General features: G+C 72.3%; 16 protein-coding genes. 5 read left to right on the top strand and 11 right to left on the bottom strand.

What is annotated here, in order from left to right; translation table 11 throughout:
• Window positions 1–24: 24 nt before the first annotated feature.
• From ABEA10_RS22080 to ABEA10_RS22100, 5 genes are all read right to left on the bottom strand, one after another.
• Window positions 25–1,233: a damage-control phosphatase ARMT1 family protein gene (locus ABEA10_RS22080; RefSeq protein ID WP_345466744.1), complete on the bottom strand. Its 1,209-nt coding sequence runs from the start codon at window positions 1,231–1,233 to the stop codon at window positions 25–27.
• An 82-nt stretch (window positions 1,234–1,315) separates the two neighbouring features.
• Window positions 1,316–3,436 carry a xanthine dehydrogenase family protein molybdopterin-binding subunit gene (locus ABEA10_RS22085; RefSeq protein WP_345466746.1) on the bottom strand — a complete coding sequence of 707 codons (2,121 nt, stop codon included), beginning with the start codon at window positions 3,434–3,436 and terminating at the stop codon, window positions 1,316–1,318.
• A complete protein-coding gene (locus ABEA10_RS22090; RefSeq protein ID WP_345466749.1) occupies window positions 3,433–4,422 on the bottom strand; it encodes an FAD binding domain-containing protein in 990 nt (329 codons plus the stop codon). Before ABEA10_RS22090 ends, ABEA10_RS22085 begins: the two co-directional genes overlap by 4 nt.
• Window positions 4,419–4,952, bottom strand: coding sequence for a (2Fe-2S)-binding protein (locus ABEA10_RS22095; RefSeq protein WP_329256357.1), 534 nt, complete (start codon window positions 4,950–4,952; stop codon window positions 4,419–4,421). Before ABEA10_RS22095 ends, ABEA10_RS22090 begins: the two co-directional genes overlap by 4 nt.
• Before the next feature lie 446 nt (window positions 4,953–5,398).
• A complete protein-coding gene (locus tag ABEA10_RS22100; RefSeq protein ID WP_345466754.1) occupies window positions 5,399–5,692 on the bottom strand; it encodes a hypothetical protein in 294 nt (97 codons plus the stop codon).
• Between the two features lie 441 nt (window positions 5,693–6,133).
• Here ABEA10_RS22100 and ABEA10_RS22105 point away from each other — a divergent pair, with 441 nt between their 5' ends.
• A complete protein-coding gene (locus ABEA10_RS22105) occupies window positions 6,134–7,033 on the top strand; it encodes an arginase family protein (RefSeq protein WP_345466757.1) in 900 nt (299 codons plus the stop codon).
• A gap of 28 nt (window positions 7,034–7,061) precedes the next feature.
• Complete coding sequence (locus ABEA10_RS22110; protein ID WP_345466759.1) at window positions 7,062–8,474, top strand: sodium:solute symporter family protein; 1,413 nt, start codon at window positions 7,062–7,064, stop codon at window positions 8,472–8,474.
• Here ABEA10_RS22110 and ABEA10_RS22115 read toward each other — a convergent pair.
• The 4 genes from ABEA10_RS22115 to ABEA10_RS22130 all read right to left on the bottom strand — a co-directional run bounded on the left by ABEA10_RS22115 (window position 8,447) and on the right by ABEA10_RS22130 (window position 13,938).
• Window positions 8,447–9,967, bottom strand: coding sequence for a PucR family transcriptional regulator (locus tag ABEA10_RS22115; RefSeq protein WP_345466761.1), 1,521 nt, complete (start codon window positions 9,965–9,967; stop codon window positions 8,447–8,449). The genes ABEA10_RS22110 and ABEA10_RS22115 overlap by 28 nt on opposite strands.
• A gap of 122 nt (window positions 9,968–10,089) precedes the next feature.
• Window positions 10,090–10,587 (bottom strand): EXPERA domain-containing protein, encoded by a 498-nt coding sequence (locus ABEA10_RS22120; RefSeq protein WP_329256331.1) that lies wholly within the window; start codon window positions 10,585–10,587, stop codon window positions 10,090–10,092.
• A 10-nt stretch (window positions 10,588–10,597) separates the two neighbouring features.
• Window positions 10,598–13,507 (bottom strand): tetratricopeptide repeat protein, encoded by a 2,910-nt coding sequence (locus tag ABEA10_RS22125; protein ID WP_345466764.1) that lies wholly within the window; start codon window positions 13,505–13,507, stop codon window positions 10,598–10,600.
• Window positions 13,507–13,938 carry a hypothetical protein gene (locus ABEA10_RS22130; protein ID WP_345466766.1) on the bottom strand — a complete coding sequence of 144 codons (432 nt, stop codon included), beginning with the start codon at window positions 13,936–13,938 and terminating at the stop codon, window positions 13,507–13,509. Before ABEA10_RS22130 ends, ABEA10_RS22125 begins: the two co-directional genes overlap by 1 nt.
• Between ABEA10_RS22130 and ABEA10_RS22135 the strand changes: the two genes are divergently transcribed.
• Window positions 13,937–14,170: a hypothetical protein gene (locus ABEA10_RS22135; RefSeq protein WP_345466768.1), complete on the top strand. Its 234-nt coding sequence runs from the start codon at window positions 13,937–13,939 to the stop codon at window positions 14,168–14,170. The genes ABEA10_RS22130 and ABEA10_RS22135 overlap by 2 nt on opposite strands.
• A complete protein-coding gene (locus ABEA10_RS22140; protein ID WP_345466770.1) occupies window positions 14,167–14,736 on the top strand; it encodes a hypothetical protein in 570 nt (189 codons plus the stop codon). Before ABEA10_RS22135 ends, ABEA10_RS22140 begins: the two co-directional genes overlap by 4 nt.
• A gap of 309 nt (window positions 14,737–15,045) precedes the next feature.
• Here ABEA10_RS22140 and ABEA10_RS22145 read toward each other — a convergent pair whose 3' ends face one another.
• Together ABEA10_RS22145 and ABEA10_RS22150 are read right to left on the bottom strand one after the other, a co-directional pair.
• Complete coding sequence (locus tag ABEA10_RS22145; RefSeq protein WP_345466772.1) at window positions 15,046–15,669, bottom strand: NADPH-dependent F420 reductase; 624 nt, start codon at window positions 15,667–15,669, stop codon at window positions 15,046–15,048.
• Between the two features lie 33 nt (window positions 15,670–15,702).
• Entirely contained in the window at window positions 15,703–16,437 is a 735-nt protein-coding gene (locus tag ABEA10_RS22150) for an SDR family NAD(P)-dependent oxidoreductase (RefSeq protein ID WP_345466774.1), read from the bottom strand.
• A 144-nt stretch (window positions 16,438–16,581) separates the two neighbouring features.
• Between ABEA10_RS22150 and ABEA10_RS22155 the strand changes: the two genes are divergently transcribed.
• On the top strand, window positions 16,582–17,193 hold the full coding sequence (locus tag ABEA10_RS22155) for a TetR/AcrR family transcriptional regulator (RefSeq protein ID WP_345466777.1): 612 nt from the start codon (window positions 16,582–16,584) through the stop codon (window positions 17,191–17,193).
• The last annotated feature ends 273 nt before the right edge of the window (window positions 17,194–17,466 follow it).

The following is a 17,466-nucleotide window of genomic DNA, read 5'->3' on the forward strand; positions in this document are numbered from 1 at the left end:
CAAACCCGGCCCGTCAGGGCCGAGTCAAGTTGACACGCGCGCCTGGATCAGGCCGTGGGTGCCGCTCGTCCGCCAGTCGCCGCCGGACGCGTCGAGCGAGGACAGCGTCGCGGCGTCGACGCCCGTCACGACGTCGGACTTCAGCGTGCGCAGCGCGGCCACCGGCCCCGGGAAGTACGCGGTGACCTCGGCGAACGGCGTCGTGGGCGGCCAGGCGAGGTCGCCGACGAGGCGCCGGTAGTTCAGATCGCCCTTCATGATCGTGAGTGTGCGGCCGCCGAACTCCTCCGCCAGGTCGGCGGGCATGTGGTGGTACGACCACGGCGCGCAGAAGAACGCATGGGCGCGGAGGCGGAGGCGGCCCGTGCCGATCGTCTCGGACAGCCTCCGCTCGACGGCGGCGGCCTCGCCGTCCGCGGCGGCGAGGTGGCGCAGGCAGGCGACCAGGTCGGCCGTTGTCGCGTCGGAGACGTAGTACGGATGCGGCTTGAGGTGCAGCGTCACCCTCGCGGCCAGGCCGGTGTGGAGCAGGTGGTCGATCAGCAGCAGGTCGGCCAGCAGCTCCCGGCCGGCGTTGTCGGCGACGACGGCCACGTGGTCCGGGCCGCCCGCGTCGAGCGCGGACCACACCAGGGCACCGTCGTCGGCCACCAGGCCGCCGGAGGCGGCCGGCCCTCCCGCGGCTCCGAACAGGAAGCCCAGGTCGGCCTGGTTGCCCCACAGCGAGGCCAGCAGGAGGGCCTGCCGCTCATCGGCGGCGGGCCGCCGATGAGCGGGCACGGCGACCGTCGCGTCCCGGAGTTCCGCGGTCTTCCAGTACTCGAACGGGTCGACCCAGAACCAGGGACCGGGCGTGAAGAACTCCACCGCCTCCAGCAGCCGCCGGTAGAAGTAGGACTCCCACCACAGGAACGGCACGTCGGCCCACGGACGGCCGAAGTAGGCGGCGCCCCAGCGGTCCCAGCGGGCACGGTCGGGCGCGCCCTCGCCGAGCGGCCGCATCGCACCGGAGGCGATCTCCTCCCGCAGCGCGTCGAGCGCGCGGCGCTGCCCCGGCCCGTACGGGTGCCGGTCGCGCACCTCGGTGATCAGCGTCGGGGTGCGCTCACGCAGCACCCGCCGGCCGTAGCCGCCCGGACCGTTGCCGAGCGGCTCCGGCGCGTCAGGTGGCAGGGCGAAGCCCGGTGCCGCGGGTTCCCGGGGGTCGCTCCCGGGGTCGGTACGGCCGGCCAAGGTGAAGCCTCCCTCTGGAGGGGCCGAGGCCGTCTCGGACCCGGCGTCCAGGGCACCGCCACCTCCGTCGTCCGGGCGAACGTTACCGCCGGCCGCCGTTCAGCACCCGGTCGAGGCTGATCGGCAGGTGCCGGTGGCGTACGCCGGTCGCGTGCCAGACGGCGTTGGCGATGGCGGCCGCGCCGCCGACGATGCCGATCTCGCCGAGGCCCTTGATCCCCGAAGGGTTGTAGGTGTCGTGGTCCTCGACCCAGTCGGCCTCGATGACGGGAACGTCGGCGTTGGCCGCCACGTGGTAGCCCGCGAGGTCGCCGTTGGCCAGGCCGCCGGAGACGTCGTCGCGCGCGCCCTCCTCGTGCAGTGCCATCGACAGCCCCCACGTCATGCCGCCGACGAGCTGGCTGCGCGCGGTCAGCGGGTTGATCACCCGGCCCACCGCGAAGATTCCGAGCATGCGGCGCACGCGGACCTCGCCGCTGAGCGGGTCCACCGCGACCTCGGCGAACTGGGCGCCGTACCCGTGGCTCTCCCGCTGCTCACGGGCGCCGAGCAGCTCCGTGGTGTCGGCGCCGGCCGTGATCCCCTCCGGCGGGACGTCGATCACGTCGGCCAGCTTCTTGCGCAGCGCGACCGCCGCCTCGGTGATCGCCCAGGCCCACGACGCGGTGCCCATCGAGCCGCCGGCGAGCCAGGCGGGGCCGAAGTCGCTGTCCGCGATCCGTATCCGTACCGACTCCGGTGACACGTCCAGGGCGTCGGCGGCGATCTGGCTGAGCGCCGTACGGGCGCCGGTGCCGATGTCGGCGGCGGTGACGCGTACGGTGAACGTGCCGTCCGCCTCGGCGGTGATGGCCGCCGTCGACGCCCCGACCCCGGCCGAGTGGGCGGAGGACGCCACTCCGGTACCGAGGAGCCAGCGCCCGTCCCGGCGGACGCCCGGACGCGGGTCGCGGTCCGCCCACCCGAAGCGGCGCGCCCCCTCCTCCAGGCAGCCGACCAGGTTGCGGCTGCTGAACGGCAGCCCGGAGACCGGGCCGACCTCGGGTTCGTTGCGGATGCGGAGCGCGATCGGATCCACGCCGGCCTCGGCCGCCAGCTCGTCCATCGCCGACTCGACGGCGAAGGACCCGGTGGTCCAGCCGGGCGCGCGCATGAACGACGGCGTCGGCACGTCGAGCGGAACCACCCTGGTGCGCAGGCGGAACGCGTCCGCGGCGTACAGGATCCTGCTGTGTCGCGTGGACTGCTCGGCGTACTCGTGCACGGTCGAGGTGGCCGAGGCCGTCTCGTGCTCGAGCACCCGCAGGCGCCCGTCCGCGTCCGCGCCGAGCCGTACGCGCTGCGCGGTCGCGGGCCTGTGCCCGACCAGCGAGAACATCTGCCGGCGGGTGAGCACCACCCGGACCGGCCGGTTGAGCACGGTGGTGGCCATCGCCGCGAGCACGGCGTGCGGGAGCCGCAGGCCCTTGGAGCCGAAGCCGCCGCCGACGTGCTCGGACCGCACCCGCACCTTGTCGGCGTCGAGGGAGAACAGCTTGGCCAGGACCTGGGCGACCGCGTAGGAACCCTGGTTGGAGTCGACCACCTCCAGGCGGCCGTTCTCCCAGCGCGCCATCGCCGCGTGGGGCTCCATCGCGTTGTGGAACTCCTCGGGCGTGGTGTACTCCCGGTCCACCACGACGGCCGAGGCCGCCAGTTCGGCGTCGGGGTCGCCCTGGTCGACGTCCGGCATGGCGAGAGGGCTCGGCGTCGTCGGGCGCAGGCCGGGATGGTCGGCCCGGAAGGCGGTGTCGTGCGGTTCCTCGTCGTAGGTGATGACGAGGGCGTCGGCGCCCTCCCTGGCCTGCTCCTGGGTCTCGGCGACCACGAGGGCGACCGGCCAGCCGACGTGCGGCACGCGGTCGTCCTGCAGGAGCTGGAGGTTCGCGTCGGGGCCCATGACGCCCGCGCCGGGCGTCAGGCGCAGGGCGTTGCCGTGGTGCAGGACGGCGAGCACGCCCGGCATCGCGAGCACGGCGTCGGTGTCGATGGAGCGGATCCGGCCGCGGGCGACGGTCGAGGTCACGAGCCACCCGTGGGCGAGCTCGGCGAACGGGATGTCCGCGGCGTAACGGGCCTCCCCGGTCACCTTCGCGCGGCCCTCCCGCCGGGTGTGCGGCGTACCGGTCGCGGAGGTGCGGGGCGGCGCGGCGGGGGTGGTCATCGAGCGGCCTCCTGAAGCTCGGTGAGCGTCGAGACGACGAGATTCCGGATGAGCGGCACCTTGTACCCGTTGTGCGCCAGGGGCCGGGCGGCGGCCAGCTCGGCGTCGGCCGCGGCGGCGAACGCCTCCGGAGTGGCCGGGCCGCCGATGAGGGCCCGCTCGGCCTCCCGCGCGCGCCAGGGCCGGGACGCGACCGCGCCGAAGGCGATGCGCACGTCGCGTACGGTGCCGTCCTCGACGTGCAGGGCGGCGGCGATCGAGCCGTTGGCGAAGGCGTAGGAGGCGCGTTCGCGCACCTTGCGGTAGCGGGACCGGGCGGCCACCGTGGCGGCCGGCAGGGTCACGCCGGTGATCAGCGCGCCGTCCGGCAGCGCGGTCTCGCGGTGCGGAGTGTCGCCGACCGGCAGGTAGAACTCCGCGAGCGGGATCTCGGCGGACCCCTCCGCCGTGAGGACGCGGACGACGGCGTCGAAGGCGGCGAGCGCGACGGCCATGTCCGAGGGGTTCGTGGCCACGCAGTGCTCGGACCAGCCGAGGATGGCGTGGTTGTGGTGCTCGCCGTCCAGCGCCGAGCAGCCGCTGCCGGGCTCGCGCTTGTTGCAGGGCCGGCTGAGGTCGGTGAAGTAGCCGCAGCGGGTGCGCTGGAGCAGGTTGCCGCCGACCGTGGCCATGTTGCGCAGCTGCCCGGACGCGCCGGCGAGGAGAGCCTCGGCGAGCGCCGGGTAGCGGTGCCTGACCTCGGGGTGGGCGGCGAGGTCGCTGTTGGTCATCGTCGCGCCGATGGTCAGCGCGCCGTCGTCGGCGACCTCGACCCGGTCCAGCGGGAGGCCGCGCACGTCGACCAGCAGCGCGGGGTTCTCCACGCCGGTCTTCATCAGGTCGACGAGGTTGGTGCCGCCGCCGAGGAAACGCGCCTCGGGCTCGCCGGACAGCAGCGCGACCGCCTCGTGCGCGTCGGCGGCGCGCCGGTAGTCGAATTCCCTCATGCGGTCACCTGCTCGTTCTTCGCCGCCTGGGTCACGGCGCGGACGATGTTGACGTACGCGCCGCAGCGGCAGAGGTTGCCGCTCATGCGTTCGCGGATCTCCTCCTCGCTGACCTCCGGAGGCCGCCGTACGTCCTCGGTGGCGGCGCTCGGCCACTCCCGGGCGAGCTCCTCGATCACCGCGACCGCCGAGCAGATCTGGCCGGACGTGCAGTAGCCGCACTGGTAGCCGTCGAGGTCGAGGAAGGCCTGCTGGACCGGGTGCAGCCGCTCTCCGTCGGCCACGCCTTCGACCGTGGTCACCTCGCGCCCCTCGGCGGCGACCGCGAGCTGCAGGCAGGAGTTGACCCGCCGGCCGTCGAGCAGCACCGTGCAGGCGCCGCACTGGCCCTGGTCGCAGCCCTTCTTGGTACCGATGAGGTCGAGCCGCTCCCGCAGGGCGTCGAGCAGGGTGGTGCGGTTGTCGACCGTGAGGGAGTGCGTCTCTCCGTTGACACGGAGCGAGATCGCTGTGGACTTGGTGGAAGTCATTCACTCTCCTGGGGCGGAGCGCCGTCTCTTGGGAACGTTCCGTCGCTCGTTCCCGTCATGCCGTCGGGTATGTCTGTCCTCGCCATGACCGGTGCGGACAGGGTGTTGGTGGTCATTGATGGTCCTGTTCTGGACGGCGCGACCTGCCCTTGCGCCGCCGGTAACCGGAGACTCCTCCGCACCGACCACCCTAAGCGGAGGAAACTCCGAATGGCAACCGAGACGGACGCCCGCAGGCGCGGCGGAACGGCCGGGGACACAGGAGAACGACCCAGGGCCGCGGAGGCACGACCGGGGACGCGGGGCACGACCGGGGACGCAAGGGGACGGTCAGGGGCGTAGGGGCACCGCCAGGGACGTGGAAGCACGGCCGTGGCCCGCCCGCGATGACGCGGACGGGCCACGGGTGTCACGCCGGAAGCCGGTCAGTTTCCGGGCGCGCCGTCTCAGCGGTGCCAGTGGTGCCACCCGCCGTGGTGCCACCGGCCCCAGCCGTAGCTGGGCACGTACGTGACGGGCGGGTAGTACGTGGTGGGCGGGTAGACCTGTACCGGCGCCGGCAGGTAGGTGGAGCACCAGGCCGGCGGGACGTAGCCAGGCGTGGTGACGTAGCAGGCTGCCGGGTACGAGACGGCGTTCGGGCTGGCAGCAAGACGGTCCGCGTGAGCGGGACCGCCGAGCAGGATGACGCCCGTGGCCGCCCCTGCCAGGATCCCTGTTGCGGTGAGCTTCTTGAGCACTGATTTCCCCCTAAATCGTGACTCCTGATAACCCCGATCACGGGGCCACGACCAAGTGGTATCCAGATACCGACCGGCGACACCGGCGCCACCCAACGCGTGATCAATTCGTAATGCTAAGTGTCTGTTATGAACGCTTTCCAGACTGAATCATAACCACTCTCACCTGCATAGATGCGCCTGCGGCTCCTGGCGTCGGCCGAGCCGATAAATCCCCCGATAAAGACTCTCCCCGCAGTTAATATCACGTACGGGAATTCTCCTGAAAATCCGCATTTTCCCGAAGCCTTCCGCTGGGCAAGGGGACACCGCCCGGCTGGACGACGTGTCCAGCCGGGCGGCCGCCCACTGGACATCCGGGCCGGTGCGGAGCGACGCATCGTGCTCGACAGTGTCGGAATCCGTCGAATACGCCGCCGACCGGTCCGCCAGGAGCCCCCGATGTCTCTGCCCGCCGCACGCCCCCCTCGCCGATACGACCTGCTCGGCGCCCCGTTCGACGGCGGCTCGACGCTCGGCTGGCCGGGAAGCAGGTACGCGCCGGCGCGCGTCCGGCAGGCGATGGAGTGGATCCTGCAGCGCCGGGAGAACGGCGAGGTGTACTGCCTCGACCACGCGACCGTCCACCCGTTCCCGGACGACCTGCTGGAGGACCGGGGCGACGTCCACGTGATCGGCCATGACCTGGAGGCGACCCTGGCGTCGGCCGCCGAGGCGGTCGCCGGCTCCGTACGCGCGGGCCGGTCCCCCATCCTGCTGGGCGGCGACGACTCGCTGCTGTACCCGGCGGCGCGCGGCCTGGCCGAGGCGACGGACGGGACGGTGGCGATCGTCCACTTCGACGCGCACCTCGACCTGCTCGACGAGAACGAGCACCAGGGCCGGTACAGCCACTCCTCGGGCATGCGGCGCTCCTGCGAGTTGCCCAACGTCGAGGTGGCCCGGTCGGTCCAGGTCGGCTCGCGGCACTTCAACTTCCCCTCCTCGCTGCGGTTCCGCGAGAGCCGCGGGCTGCGCAACATCCCCGCGGCCGAGGTGCACCGGCGGGGCGCCGCGGCGGTGGCCGCGGATGTGGTGGAGCACGTGTCCGGGGCCGACCGGGTGCTGCTGGCGTTCGACATCGACACCATCGACCCGGCGCACGCGCCGGGCGCCGGAGCGCACGAGCCGGGCGGGCTCACCTCCCACCAGGCGCTGGAGGCGGTGCAGTCGCTCGCCCCGTACGCGGACGCCCTGGTGCTGACCGAGGTCAACCCCCTCACCGACGTACGGGACCAGACCGCCAACCTCGCCGCCTACCTGATCGCCCACCACGTCATCCATGGCCGGCTCGCCGGATAACGTCGCGTACTGTCTCTGAGAGGTCCCCATGACGGACAAGCTGGTCATCGTCCTGTATTTCGTGGTCATGCTCGGCGCCGGGTACGCGGGCATGCGCCGCAGCCGCGACGCCGAGGACTTCACCGTGGCCGGCCGCCGCCTCGGCCCGTTCATGTACACGAGCGCGATGAGCACGGTCGTGCTGGGCGGCGCCTCCACCGTCGGCGGCGTGAGCCTGGGCTACCAGTACGGGGTCTCCGGCATGGCCCTGGTGCTGGCGCTGGCGTGCGGCATCACCGCGATCGGGCTGCTGCTGTCGAAGAAGCTGCTGCGCAACGGCATCTACACGGTCCCGGACCTGATCGGGCGGCGGTTCGGGATCTCCGCGCGCCACGTCGCGTCGGTGATCGTCGTGTTCTACTCGCTCATGGTCGGCGTGAGCCAGATCGTGGCCATCGGCACGGTGCTCAACGTCGTCTTCGGCCTGTCCCCGACGGTGGCGGCGCTGGCCGGCTGGGCGGTGATCACGCTCTACAGCGTCGCCGGCGGCATGTGGTCGATCACCCTCACCGACGTCATCCAGTTCGTGATCAAGACGGTCGGCATCTTCCTGATCCTGCTGCCGCTGTCGGTCCACCGGGCGGGCGGCTTCGGCCACATGCAGGCCCGGCTCCCCCACTCGTTCTTCTCGCCGGTCGGCATCGGGGTCGGCACGATCCTGGCCTACTTCCTGCTCTTCTTCTTCGGCTTCATGATCGACCAGGGCAACTGGCAGCGGCTCTTCACCGCGCGGAGCGAGAAGGTCGCCTTCTACGGCAGCATCGCCTCCGGCGTCTACTGCGCGCTGTACGGCCTGGCCGGCGCGCTGATCGGCACCGCCGCGCGGGTGATCCTCCCGGCGCTGGCCAACCCCGACAACGCGTACGCCGAGCTCTCCCGCGAGGTGCTCCCGGTAGGCGTCTTCGGGCTGGTCATCGCCGCGGCTCTGGCGGCGACGATGTCGTGCGCGAGCGGCCTGCTGATCGGGGCGTCGACCGTACTGACCAACGACGTGTACCGCCCGCTGCGCGGCGACCGGGCCGCGTCGGTGCGCGCCAACCGGGTCGCGCTCACCGCGGTCTGTGTGGTCGCGCTCCTGGTCTCGTTCGCCTCCGGCAGCGTCGTCGGCACGGTCACGGTCGCCGCCGACCTCCTGGCCGCCGCACTGTTCGTACCGGCGATGGGCGCGCTGTTCTGGCCGCGGGCCTCCCGTACCGCGGCCCTCGCATCGATGATCGCGGGAGCCGCGGGCTGTGTCGCGTTCATGGTGGTCGACGGCCTGTACGCCAACGAGCCGGTGATGTACGGCGGGCTCGCGAGCCTGGTGGTCTTCCTGGCCGTCGGCGCGTTCGTGCCCGCCTCGTCCCCGCGGGACCTGGGGATGGGCCGGGCGGTTCAGCTGGAGTCGGTGGCGAGCGAGTGAGCCCGTAGCGCCAGGGAGAGCTCGAGGCGCAGGTAGGACGAGTCGAGACTGCGGCCCAGCACACCCTCCACGGTGTCCATCCGGGCTCGCAGAGTGTGGCGGTGCACGCCCAGCGCCGCCGACGCCTCACCCCACGACCCGTTGTGATCCAGGAACTCCCGCAGGGACTCGATCAGCGGGATCCCCCGGTCCCGCTCGACCTCCAGGAGGGGGTGCAGCAGGCGGCGTACGAGGACGTCGGCGCCGACGTCGCCGCCCGGTGCCAGCAGCAGCGACATGCCGTCGAAGTCCTCGATGCGCGCGATCCGCCGGTCTTCCTGGGACCCGATGTGCGCCGCCTGCTCGGCCTGCCGGCGCGACGGCGCCAGCGCACCGGCGGTCGCGGGCGCACCGACCCCGACCCATCCCGGCAGCGTGGCGTCGGCCAGGGCGGCGCACGCGGTGTCGGCGTCGGAGGCGAGCACCAGCACCCGTCGCCGCGCGTCGGTGGTGGCCACCGCGCGGGCCCCCGCGGCGCCCAGCTCGGCGCGGACCCGCTCCAGCAGGCCGTCGGCCGCGCCCGGGGCGGGGACGACCGCCAGGACGGCGAGGTCGGCCGGGTCGAGCCCCCACGAGCGGACGTGGCGTGCCGCCGCGCCGGCGTCGAGGCCGTCGCGCAGCAGCTCGCGCAGGATCGGCTCGTCCACGCGCGACGCGCGGGCCGCCGAGATCCGGGCGTGCTCCAGCTCATAGGTGACCAGGGAGGCCGCCGCCGCCACGACCGCCTGCTCGGGCCCCTCCAGAGCGTGGTCCCGGTACACGACGAGGTGCCCGTGCTCGGCGCCGCGCACCCCGAGCGCCTGCCCGACCAGCTGGCCCGACGGCTCCGAGGAGGCCAGCGAGCGGATCCCCCGTCCCAGTGCGCGACGCACCTCGGGCACGCGTGCCTCCGCCTCGGCCGCCGCGGCCGGCGGTGAAACCGACAGGGGACGGCCGTCCCGGCCGATGATCGCGGCCCACCCGCCGAGCGTCCGCGCCAGTACGGACGGCACCCCGCGTACCGCCCCCTGCTCCAGCGCGGCCCGCGTCAGCAGGTGGTGGGCGCGCAGGGCACGCTGGAGCGTGGCCTGCCGCTCCTCGGCGATCCGGCCGGCGACGGCCTGCGAGATCGCGACGAACGGCGTCTCGTACGGGACCTCGACCACGCAGATCGACGCGGCGTCCGCGGCCTCCCGCAGCTCCGCCGGCACCTCGTCGAAGGCCACTCCGACCGCCAACCCGATACCGGCGGCGTCGATCGCGACGAGCCTGCGGGCGAGGTCGGCGAGCCGCCCCGGCTCACGGTGGCCCGTGGCGGTGGTGAGCAGGAAGGCGCCGGCCTCCAGCCAGGGCGTGGGATCGCCGACCTCGCTGGAGTGGACCCAGCTGATCGCGCGGTCCAGGCCCGCCTCCCCGGCCACCACCCGCAGCCGCAGGTCGGCGCGCGCGGCGAGCTGGCGAACCGTCAAAGGCATGGCGCATCCCTCCGTCTCCGGTACGCCCCCGCCCGGCGGCCACGACCGAATTCCTGGATGCTATGCGACCTGAACAGCTACTCCATGAGCGGTGCCCGCTGCCGCGGAGCCGGCGCCGGAAGCTAAAAACGACGCCTGAACGGCATCGGCGCGCGCATCCGGATCAGCAGCAGGAGCGGCACCAGGACGTAGGGCAGGTTGAACGCGAGGAACTTCGCCGGATCGCCGGTGCGCATGGCCGGGTCGCCGAAGAACTCGACGCCGAACACGACGATCCCGGTCAGCGTGACGATCATCGTGGCGTACACCACCGCCGGCAGCTGGATCCAGTTCTTCCCGGTCACCAGGGCGAACACGAGGACCACGTAGAACGGCATGTAGACGAACGCCGAGAGGCCGGTGACGATCCGCATCCAGTCGGGCGGGTGCATGAACAGCGGGTCGGCGTCATGGGCGTACCAGTAGTTGGAATCGACGAAGAAGTTGCCGGTCGGCCGCGAGAAGTCCACGCCCACGGTCGGCAGCAGATCGCTGATCAGTGACGTCACCGTGAAGACCGAGAACAGCACCGCGAAGACGATGTCGATCTTCCGGTCCCGCAGCGGCAGCGACACGCTCATGCCGCCGATCTTAGGCCCGCCGCGAAGTCCCGTCCGTGGGCCGGGCGCCTTCGGCCTCCGCCGGTCCTGCGCGGCGGGCGCCGCTCCTCCGCGTGAGCGCCGCCCTGTCCGCCAGCGCGATGAGGAGCGGACGGCTCTCCAGCCATGAGCGCGCGGTGTCCCCTTCCCGCAGACCGAGGGCCTCCGGTGTGACGGCGAACGCGCTCAGGACCTTCGCCAGGAGATCGTCGGCCTGCCGGAGGATGAACGCGCGGACGTTGGCGCAGTACCTCGGGTCCATCTCCGCGATGCGGAGCCGCCGGTCGGAGGCGTCCTGCCACTCCTCGTCCTGGTTGATCAGCGTCGACCAGTGAGCTTCGTTGGTCCAGCTTCGCCGCCGCTCGGGCGGGAATCCCCGAGCCGCCTCCCGGACCTCGAAGACCAGGTCACGGGCCGACTCGACGTTCTTGCGGTGCGTCCCCGGACGCCTCAGATTGAGCCGCTGGTAGATCTCCAGGGCCCGCTCGGCCGCCTGCCGCGGGCCGGTGAGATCGCACCGGCCGTCCACGCCCGCCCGTACGTAGACGCAGGACGCCGCCGCGAGTTCCTCCTCGTGCCGTCCAGGAACGGCGGCCGCCAGCTTCGTGAACATCGCGACCGCCTCCTGCGCGACGGCGAACGCGTCGCGGAATCGGCCGAGGTTCCACAGGTAGAGCGCGAGCCGCTGCGCGACCCGCGCCAGATCGGTCTCATACGCCTCGGGAACGGTCTCGGCCAGCCTCCGGGAGATCTCCAGCGCCTCCTCGAGCGCCTCGATCGACTGCTCCTTGCGGCGTGCCCCCCAACGGCTCTCCGCCAGGACGATCAGGCTCCAGACCAGGTTCGATTCGTCGGCCGCGAGCGACCGGGCGAGACCGGATGCCGGCGCGGCCGGACCCGCGGCGAGCCGCTCGCGGAGGAGCCCGACGGCCTTCTCCGCGCCGCGCAGACTCTTGGCCGGTTGGAGCACGCGCTGGTAGAAGCCCGCGAGGCTGGTGATCGCCATGGCGAAGCCGGAGGAGTACGCGGCGGGGTCCTTCTGCGCCAGGCGTGCGAAGATCCGGACGGCCTGCTCGGCATCGGCCAGCGCCTCCGCGGTCAGGACCACCCGCGACTCGCTCAGCGCCTGGTTGCTGAGCGACAGGGCGAGACCGACCTCGTAGTCGGCGGGGGCCGCGGCCGCCAGGTCGCGGAAGAGCCGCGTGGCCTCCTTCGCCGCGGTACGGCTGCGCGGGCCGCGCTCGGCGTGGTCGGCGTACTCGCTGAGATAGACCAGCGCGATGGCGAGCGAGGAGTCGTCGGCCGAGCGAGCGCACTCCACGGCGCGTTCGGCGGCGTCGGTGGCCTCCCCCGCCCGCCCGGCACGCGACAGCCGGAACGCGAGCTCCTGGTAGTGCCCGGACCGGACGGCCGGATCACGGCCGGCTTCGACCCGCGAAGGCGTCAGGCGTTCGATGAGCGCGGCGGCGCCGACGTCCACGTTGACATCCCCGTGTGCGGGGAGTTCGGCCGCGACCCGCTCCAGCACTTCGACGTCGATGTCAAGCTCGGCGAGAAGGCCGAGCACGGGGCTTCCGGCCGCGACCGCCAGGGACGGATCGGCCAGGACGAGGCGCGCGACGAACGGGGCGACGTGCGGCCACCGGTCCGGTGCCGCGGCGGAGGCGAGAAAGACCAGCGACCGGATCGGCACACGGCCGTCCGGAGAACGGGAGCCGAGCTCCCGTGCGGCCTCGGGCGCCCAGGAGTCGGCCGGACTTCCGGTGACGGGATGGCCCGGCAGGCTCAACGCGACGAAGTCCTCGGCCAGCCGGTCGGGGTAGAGCGGTTCGAGGACGTCGCCGGGGCTCTGCGGCGGGTAGCAGACGCCGTGGTCGGCGAGCACGCGCGCCGGTGCTTCGACGCCGACCCGGTCGAGGGTCGCGACGCCGTCTTCGTGGCGGACGGCGCCGCTCAGCGCGGCGGCGAAGACCGCCCGGCTCATGACGCCCGGTGGTGTCCGGTGGTCCGCTCCTTCCAGGCGGTTCTCCCAGAGGCGTGTCCAGTGGTTGCGCTCGCGGCCCAGCAGGTAGCCGGTGATCCCGTCCATTTCGGCGGGCGACCGTACGCCCTGCGCGTGGGTGTCGACCGCGACGAGCGCCGCCATGTGCAGGGCGAGGACGAGCCCGAACTCGGGCAGCTCCAGGCCGTCCGGCGGTGCGATGTCCGGGCACTCGATCCCGTACACGGCCGCGAAGCAGTCCCGCGCCGTACCGAACATGGCCTTCCGCTCTCCGACGGTCGCCGGCGCGGTCAGCGCGAGGTCACGGGTGCCCGCCGAGTGGCCTTCCAGGGCCGCCCGGACCGCGGGCCAGGGGACGGCCGAACGCGCGAGCAGCACCAGCCGCGCGGGGCGCGGCCCGTGCAGCAGGGCGTTGCTGAACAGCCACGTCAGGTGGGACAGCGGCCAGCGGTCGGCGTAGTCGACGATGAGCAGGACGCCCTCCGCGCCATCGGCGCGCAGATCCTCAGCGCCCCCCGGACGCATGACCCCGCCGTGGACCGCGGTGACGACCTTCCATCCCGCCGCGGCGCTCTCGGCCGCGAACTCGGCGGCCAGCCGCGTCTTGCCCTGGCCGCCGGGACCGTGCAGCCAGACGGCCGACAGCCGCGGGCCGTTGTCACGCCAGTGCGCGAGGTCGTCCCGCTCCCTGGTCCGGCCCCGGTAGCCGACGACCTGGAACCGGGCGTTCAGCATGCGGCTCGGCTGCTCCAGCAGCCAGGACCGGTCGGGCGCCGGCGGCGGGCGATGGGCGGCGAGGAGATAGACCGGCCCCCGGTCCGGAAAGACGTGGAGGTCGGCCCCGATGACGCCGTACCCGAAACCGCTCTCGACGATGACGGTCTGGCGGTCGGCCCCCATCACCCCTCGGTGCCACGGCTCTCTTCACGGGAGCCGTGGACCGGCGCCTGGTGGTTGATCACATTGCCGCCGAGCGAGGCGAAGACGCTACCGTGGTCTCGTGCGATGTTGGTCTGGATCCGAACCCCGCCCCGCGCACCGATCCGCTCGATCAGCGCGCGGAGCTCGTCGGCGGCTTCGGGATGCTCGTCCAGCAGCCGTTCGAACTCCAGGGTCCAGAGCCCGGTGAGGCCCTGCCGTACGCGCTCCGCGTCCGCCGATTCCGTCACCAGGGCGGCGTTACGGTCGAGCTGTGCCTCGACCGCGGCCGGCTCCTTTTCCCCGCGGTGCCGGAAGATCCGCATGACCCCCTCGCGGGCGGCCGTCCATGACTCGGTGGCCATGGCTCCCACGACCGCGCTCCCACCGGCGACGACGAGCTCCTGCAACATGCCGCTCCCTTCGCTGTCACTGAAACAGACGCACCGGCGCTCACCGAGGTTTCCCTTCGCGACCGGCCGGTTGACGCGTACGCCCGCCGGCGTCCCGCTCGTGACGGCGCCGACCGGTGCCCGTTCCGGACGGATCGTCGAGGTCTACGCCGAGCGACCCGGCGTCGTCCGCGTACGTGCGCCGCACCGAGACGAGAACCCGGTCATGGCCCCGACCCTGCCCGTCGGATGAGACGCGGATACGGGCGGTTCGCCGCCCTGCCATCGATCGGGCTGGCGCTGTGCCTGGCCGGATGCGGGGGCGGCCACATCCCGGCCTCCGGCGACTCGGCATCGGCCCGCGGCGGCGCGCCCGTGGTTCCGAGCGTCCCGGCCGCCGCCGGCGCGACCGGACCGGACGGCCGGCCCGGTTGCGCGCCGCCCTCACCGATCGGAACTCTGCCGCCGGTCAGCGGCGGCGGCCCCGAGGTGCGCGGTACGGGCCACGGCGCAGGGCTGTGGGGACTGATAATGGTGCGCCCCCGGTCACCGCTGATCCGCGCGGGCGATGAGGCGAAGATCGTCTGGAGGATGACCGGGACCGGCGATCTACAGCTGTCGGCGATCGGCCCGGACGGCCGTTCCCGGAAGCTCGCGTGGGGTCCCGAGGCGCACGGCGGCAGCTCGTACCACCGCCCGGGCGAAGAATGGGGGGCGGGTTACCGCTTCGACCGGCCGGGGTGTTGGGACCTGCACGCCGTACGCGGCACCGCGAGCGCGGACGTGTGGCTCAAGGTGGCCCCACGCCGCCGTTCCTAGAGGTTGCGAACGCCGTGATCATGCTGGAAACCCTGACCAAGATGATCCTGTCCGCCCTCGCCGTGAAGATCGCCGAGGGTGGACAGGATGCTTTGCCGGCCGAACAAGCCAACCTGACCTGCTGATCGTTCAGCGGCTGCCCGGACACCGGCACGCCGGCTCCACGATGTGGTCTCTGCTCTACATCCGGCGGACGAACCTGCTGGTTGCGAGGGCGACTGGACGGAGCGGTCATCGACCTGACGGAAGTGATCCTCGCCTTCGAGAAGGACGTGCAGGACCGCTACCCCACCGACTCGCCACGGGCTCTCAGACGGGAAGTTCGGTGATGCTGAGGGAGAAGTCCAAGTTCCCCACCCCGTGGTTGGCGAGGCCCACCGTGACCACGCCCGCTCCTTCCAGCCAGTGCGCCATTTTCAGGCCGCCGACGTCCAGCGGGCGCAGCCCGAGGCTCTCGATGAACGCCTCCACACGTGCCTTGGCCTGCGCATCGTCGCCGGCGATGAAGACGTCGGGCCGACCCTTCTCCAGGACATGACGGAAGATGGTGTTGAACGCCTTCACCACGCTGGCGCCGGCCGGGGCCGCCTTGGCGACTTCCTGCGCGATCGAGGTCTCCTCGCGGTGGGCTAGCCCGTCGAACGTGGAATTGAAGGGATTGCTGATGTCGACGATGACCTTGCCGGCGAGAGCGTCTCCGTACTGGACGATGACCGGCACGACACCGTCGTGCAACAGGGCCACGATGACGATGTCCCCGGCCGGGGCGGCACCCCATTCTCCCGTCGTGGCGCCGCCGCCGAGAGCCTTGGCCAGGTCAGCGGCCTTGGACTGATCGCGGCCCATGACCTCGACGGTGTTGCCTCCCGCTACCGCCCGCGTGCCGATGGTGCGGGCCATGTTCCCGGTGCCGATGATGCTGATGTTGCTCATGAGATGTCCTGCCCTGGTTGTGCGTTGTTCGGTTCAGATGGCGGTGGTGCCGCCGTCGGCGACGAGTTCCATGCCGTTGACGTAGCTGGAGTCGTCGGAGGCGAGGAAGAGGGCGGCGGTGGCGATTTCGTCGGGGCGGCCCATCTGGCCGCGGGGGATGAGGGACTCGAACTGGCGCTTGGTGGCCTCGTCGAAGAGTTCTTCCTGCTTGGCCGTGGCGACCTGGCCGGGGGTCAGGACGTTGACGCGGATGCGGCGGTCCTTGAGCTCGTTGAGCCAGACGCGGGCCCATGCCTGCTGGACGGCCTTGCTACCGGCGTAGACGCTCCAGCCGGGGAAGGCGCCGAGCGAGGCGTTGGAGCCGGTCATGATGATGGAGCCGCCGTCGTTGAAGAGCGGGAGGGCCTTCTGGACGGTGAACAGGGTGCCGCGGGCATTGAGCCCGAACCAGGTGTCGAACTGGGCCTCGGTGATCTCGCCGAGCGGGGCGGGCTCGCCCCCGCCTGCGCTGGCCCACAGCACGTCGAGGCTGCCCTTCTCCCGCTTGACGGTGTCGTACAGGCGGTCCAGGTCGTCCAGGTCGGCGGCGTCGCCCTGGACGCCGGTGACGTTGCGGCCGATCTGCTTCACGGCCTCGTCCAGGACCTCCTGGCGGCGGCCGGTGATGAAGACGTGCGCTCCCTCATCGACGAACAGCTTCGCGCCGGCCAGCGCCATGCCGGTGGTGCCGCCGGTGATGACCGCTACCTTGCCGTCGAGCTTTCCCATGGTCGCTCCCTTGGGTCGGTGGTGCCGTGCGCACCTGGGGTGACGATGTTATGTACACCGCCCTGTGTGCTTACGGTACGGGGCGGGCATCCGGGACGCAAACTATGTACACCGGTCGTTACCCAGCTGCGGTACGATGGACCCATGACGGAGTTGGAGAAGGGCCCCACGGGCCGTCGCCGCGGCCGGGGCGCCCGCGAGCGCATCCTCAGTGCGTCCCAGCAGCTGTTCCGCGAGCAGGGCATCAACCGCACCGGCATGAACGAGCTCTGCGCGGCGGCCGAGGTGTCCAAGCGCACGGCCTACCAGCACTTCACCAGCAAGGACGAACTCGTCGCCGAGTACCTGCGCCGGTTCGACCCCTCCGTTCTGTCCGGCGTGTTCGACCGCACCGACCTCACGCCCCGCGAACGGCTCCTCGCCGCCTTCGACATCCCCCCGACCACCCCCCTGTGCCCCTACATCGCGGCCGCCGTCGAACTCCACGACCCCCAGCACCCCGCGTCCCAGTACGCACGCGACTACAAGAAAGCCGTCGCCGCGCGGCTCGCCGACACCGCCCGCGAAGCCGGCGCCACCGACCCTGAACAGCTCGGCGAGCAGCTCGCACTGCTCATCGACGGCGCCGCGGCCCGCACCCGGGTCCTCAACGCCGACGCCTTCCCCACCGCCGCCGCCATCGCCGCCGTCCTCATCGACAACGCCATCCCCGCCACAGCCAGCGACGACCGGCAACGGGAGAAAGTGGCAAGTTGACTTGGCACTCCGCGGCCGGGCTGGACGCACTGCCGGTGGCGCGGCTACACCGCTGGACGCGACACCAGCCGCCCGGCACCTGGCCCGGACCTGCCGGCTTTCACGAAACCGGCCGCCCGCCTACTGAAGGCCGCAGCAGAAGCCGCCGGGCAGACCGGCGACCCCCCGAAGGCTTCAGGAGTTCGAGGCCGCCATCCCGGCCCAGGGCGCTGACGCGCCGCCGGTTTCGAACAGACGGCTGACCGCATGGGCCATTTCAGTCTCCAGCGCCTG

This window comes from Actinoallomurus oryzae (assembly GCF_039541955.1).
Classification (GTDB): Bacteria; Actinomycetota; Actinomycetes; order Streptosporangiales; family Streptosporangiaceae; genus Actinoallomurus; species Actinoallomurus oryzae.

What these genes read in the sequence shown, in the direction of transcription:
- ABEA10_RS22135 (WP_345466768.1), top strand. Translation starts at nt 13,937, where the DNA reads ATGCCGCTCCCTTCGCTGTCACTGAAACAGACGCACCGGCGCTCACCG.
- ABEA10_RS22155 (WP_345466777.1), top strand. Translation starts at nt 16,582, where the DNA reads ATGACGGAGTTGGAGAAGGGCCCCACGGGCCGTCGCCGCGGCCGGGGC.
- ABEA10_RS22125 (WP_345466764.1), bottom strand. Translation starts at nt 13,507, where the DNA reads ATGGGGGCCGACCGCCAGACCGTCATCGTCGAGAGCGGTTTCGGGTAC.
- ABEA10_RS22150 (WP_345466774.1), bottom strand. Translation starts at nt 16,437, where the DNA reads ATGGGAAAGCTCGACGGCAAGGTAGCGGTCATCACCGGCGGCACCACC.
- ABEA10_RS22090 (WP_345466749.1), bottom strand. Translation starts at nt 4,422, where the DNA reads ATGAGGGAATTCGACTACCGGCGCGCCGCCGACGCGCACGAGGCGGTC.
- ABEA10_RS22115 (WP_345466761.1), bottom strand. Translation starts at nt 9,967, where the DNA reads ATGCCTTTGACGGTTCGCCAGCTCGCCGCGCGCGCCGACCTGCGGCTG.
- ABEA10_RS22145 (WP_345466772.1), bottom strand. Translation starts at nt 15,669, where the DNA reads ATGAGCAACATCAGCATCATCGGCACCGGGAACATGGCCCGCACCATC.
- ABEA10_RS22140 (WP_345466770.1), top strand. Translation starts at nt 14,167, where the DNA reads ATGAGACGCGGATACGGGCGGTTCGCCGCCCTGCCATCGATCGGGCTG.
- ABEA10_RS22095 (WP_329256357.1), bottom strand. Translation starts at nt 4,952, where the DNA reads ATGACTTCCACCAAGTCCACAGCGATCTCGCTCCGTGTCAACGGAGAG.
- ABEA10_RS22105 (WP_345466757.1), top strand. Translation starts at nt 6,134, where the DNA reads ATGTCTCTGCCCGCCGCACGCCCCCCTCGCCGATACGACCTGCTCGGC.
- ABEA10_RS22110 (WP_345466759.1), top strand. Translation starts at nt 7,062, where the DNA reads ATGACGGACAAGCTGGTCATCGTCCTGTATTTCGTGGTCATGCTCGGC.
- ABEA10_RS22085 (WP_345466746.1), bottom strand. Translation starts at nt 3,436, where the DNA reads ATGACCACCCCCGCCGCGCCGCCCCGCACCTCCGCGACCGGTACGCCG.
- ABEA10_RS22130 (WP_345466766.1), bottom strand. Translation starts at nt 13,938, where the DNA reads ATGTTGCAGGAGCTCGTCGTCGCCGGTGGGAGCGCGGTCGTGGGAGCC.
- ABEA10_RS22120 (WP_329256331.1), bottom strand. Translation starts at nt 10,587, where the DNA reads ATGAGCGTGTCGCTGCCGCTGCGGGACCGGAAGATCGACATCGTCTTC.